Genomic DNA, 2908 nt, shown 5'->3' with positions numbered 1-2908 from the left:
GGGTCTTGCCGCCCTCAACCATGTTGGCCACCAGCGGGGCCCGAGCACCGAGCGCCGCCACCACGCGCCGCATCTCCTCAACGGTGCGCGGCGCCTCGACGAAGACCACGTCGGCGCCGGCCTCGACATAGGCCGCAGCCCGCTCGAGGGCGGACTCGAAGCCCTCCACGGCGATGGCGTCGGTGCGGGCGATGATGGTGCAGTCGATACGCGCGTCACAGGCGGCGCGCACCTTGCCCGCCATCTCGGCCAACGGGATCAAGCCCTTGCCCGCGAGGTGACCGCAGCGCTTTGGGGAGTCCTGATCCTCGATCTGTATGGCGCTGGCGCCGCGACGCTCCAGCACCCGCACGCTGCGCTGGACATTGAGCGCGTTGCCAAAACCGGTGTCGGCGTCGACAAGGATCGGGAGCCCGACGCGTTCGCGGATCCGGCCAACGACGTCAGCCAGCTGATCGAACCCCACGAGCCCGATGTCCGGCCGGCCCAGCTGGGTGTAGGCCACCGAAGCGCCGGACACATAAACCGCCTCAAAACCAGCCTGCTCAATGAGCAAAGCTGAGAGAGCATCATATGCGCCGGGCGCCAGCACCGGCGGGCCGGACCGCAGTCGATCCATCAGGGCTCGGGTCATGCAGCGGCTCCCAACCGGCGTTTCAGGTGCGGGATGAGGCCGCCGGCGGCGATCATTTCCATCAGATGGGGCGGCAGCGCCTGGATCGCATGGGTGCGGCCCTGTGTCAGGTTCTCCACCCGGCCGGCGGCGGCGTCGACGTTGAGGCGGTCGCCGTCAAGGACGCTTAGGGCATCGGGAAACACCAGCGCCGGCAGGCCGAGATTGATGGCGTTGCGCCAGAAGATCCGCGCAAACGAAGTGGCCAGGACGGCGCGCACGCCCAGGAGCTTGAGCGACACCGCCGCCTGCTCTCGCGATGAGCCCATGCCGAAGTTTGCGCCGGCCACGACCAGGTCGCCGGGCCGGACAGTCGCCGCGAACGTGGGGGCCACCGCCTCCAGGCAGTGTTTCGCCAGCGCCTCGGGCGCCAGCTTCATCAGCGAGCCCGGCGCCAGCACGTCGGTGTCGATGTTGTCGCCGAACACGAAAGCCCGACCGGCTTCGACCCCGCTCATGCCGCCGCCCTCTGCTCAGCCAGCATCGGCCGGGGATCGACGATACGGCCCGCCACCGCTGCGGCCGCCACGGAGTAGGGCGAGCCAAGATAGACGCGCGCCTCGTTGTGGCCCATGCGGCCCTTGAAATTGCGATTGGTCGAGGAGATGCAGGTCTCGCCTGCCGCCAGCAGCCCCGCGCCCATGCCTGCGCAGGCGCCGCAACCGGACGGCAGCAGAACCGCGCCCGCCGCCATCAGGGTCGCCAGCACGCCCTCTCGAGCCGCCAGCTCCGTGGTCTTGGCCGAAGCCGGGGCGATCAACAGGCGCACGCCCGGCGCAATGCGGCGACCCGCCAGCACCTCGGCGGCCATGCGCAGATCCTCGATTTTCGCGCCCACACAGGCCCCGATATAGGCTTGGTCGATGGCCACCTCGCCGATCGCATCGGCGCCGATGACATTGTCCGGCGTGTGTGGCTGGGCGATCTGCGGCGCCAGCTTGGCGGCGTCGAAACGGTGGACCGCCCTGTATGAACAGTCTGGATCGGACGCCAGAGCCCTGGCGGCGGCCTCGTCCTCCACCGGCCGACCCCGTTCCGCCAGATAGGCGAAGGTGACGGCGTCAGGCGCAACAATGCCGGTTTCGAAACCGAGCTCGGCCGCCATGTTGGCCAGCACCATCCGCTCGGGCATGGCCATCGCCTCCACCGTGGGGCCCGCGTACTCGATGGCCTGGAAGGCGTTATCGAGACCCAGTTCACGACAGAGGAACAGCATCACGTCCTTGGCTGTCACACCTGGCTGGAACGCGCCCGACCACTCGACTCGTACGGTCTCCGGCACTGCGAGCCAGGTCTCGCCGGTGGCTGCAATGGCAGCCATGTCGGTGGCGCCATAGCCCGCCGCATAGGCCCCGAAAGCTCCGGCCATAGGGGTGTGGCTGTCGCCGCCGGCGATGAAGTGCCCGGGCCGGATCAGCCCGTGTTCCGGCAGCACCAGGTGGCAAATGCCGACCATGTCGAAGAAGGCGCCAACGCTGTAGTCCCGCACAAACGCCCGGGTCTGCTTCAGGATTTCGGCCGACTCGGCATCGACGGCCGGGACGTAGTGATCCGAGACGATGGCCACCTTCGAGGGGGCCCAGAGCCCGACGCCCAGTTCTTCCAGATAGGGCCGCCAGCGACGCGGGCCCGAGCTGTCATGGGCGAAAGCGAAGTCCACCTCGGCGGTCACGATCTCGCCCGGCGTCACGCCCGCCCGACCGGCGGCGCGAGCGATCACCTTCTCGACGAGGGTCATTCCGGTAACGGACAAGGACGCCAGATCCAGCCTTCAAATGATATAGTCTTATATCATTTAACCGCCGGAACGGCGCAAGACGCAATCGGGATGGTGACACGGCTATCGATGGCGCGTCCGGGCGCCAGCGCACCTTGAAGGATACGGTCATGCAAGCGATGTGATCCTGGCCGAAAAACGCAGGTCAAGACGCCTAGGTTTCTGAGTTGTTTTCGATACCTGGCGGCATTTATTCATTGACGTTGGGTGGGGTCCAACCCCACCGTCCGCCCTTGCGGAACGCGGCGCGCCAGGACGTCCGACCGCTGCGTGGGAGGGTGGGTGATCACAGCCGCGACGGATGCTGGGCGCGCGCCGCCCCTCGGCCTGGGCGCGAAGGTGCTCTATGCCGTCGGTGGTGCGGCCGCGAACCTCAAACACAGGGCGATCTCGTCCTTCCTGGTGATCTTCTACAATCAGGTGATCGGCCTGCCCCCACAGCTGGTGGGCGGGGTCCT

General features: G+C 67.7%; 3 protein-coding genes. All 3 read right to left on the bottom strand.

Going from position 1 to position 2908, the window contains the following annotated elements:
• Positions 1-634: oxaloacetate decarboxylase (locus tag ACIQ3R_RS17030; RefSeq protein WP_397420041.1), on the bottom strand; the 634-nt coding region annotated here is incomplete at its 3' end.
• On the bottom strand, positions 631-1131 hold the full coding sequence (locus tag ACIQ3R_RS17025; RefSeq protein ID WP_397420040.1) for a 3-isopropylmalate dehydratase: 501 nt from the start codon (positions 1129-1131) through the stop codon (positions 631-633). The genes ACIQ3R_RS17030 and ACIQ3R_RS17025, both read right to left, overlap by 4 nt.
• Positions 1128-2426 carry an aconitase/3-isopropylmalate dehydratase large subunit family protein gene (locus ACIQ3R_RS17020; RefSeq protein WP_397420039.1) on the bottom strand — a complete coding sequence of 433 codons (1299 nt, stop codon included), beginning with the start codon at positions 2424-2426 and terminating at the stop codon, positions 1128-1130. Before ACIQ3R_RS17020 ends, ACIQ3R_RS17025 begins: the two co-directional genes overlap by 4 nt.
• Between the last annotated feature and the right edge of the window lie 482 nt (positions 2427-2908).

Origin of the sequence: Phenylobacterium sp. (assembly GCF_044371015.1) — a bacterium.
In the GTDB taxonomy this organism is placed as follows: domain Bacteria; phylum Pseudomonadota; class Alphaproteobacteria; order Caulobacterales; family Caulobacteraceae; genus Phenylobacterium.
The sequence above is the reverse complement of the archived record's forward strand: the minus strand, read 5'-3'. Positions and strand labels throughout refer to the sequence as shown.

What these genes read in the sequence shown, in the direction of transcription:
- ACIQ3R_RS17025 (WP_397420040.1), bottom strand. Translation starts at nt 1,131, where the DNA reads ATGAGCGGGGTCGAAGCCGGTCGGGCTTTCGTGTTCGGCGACAACATC.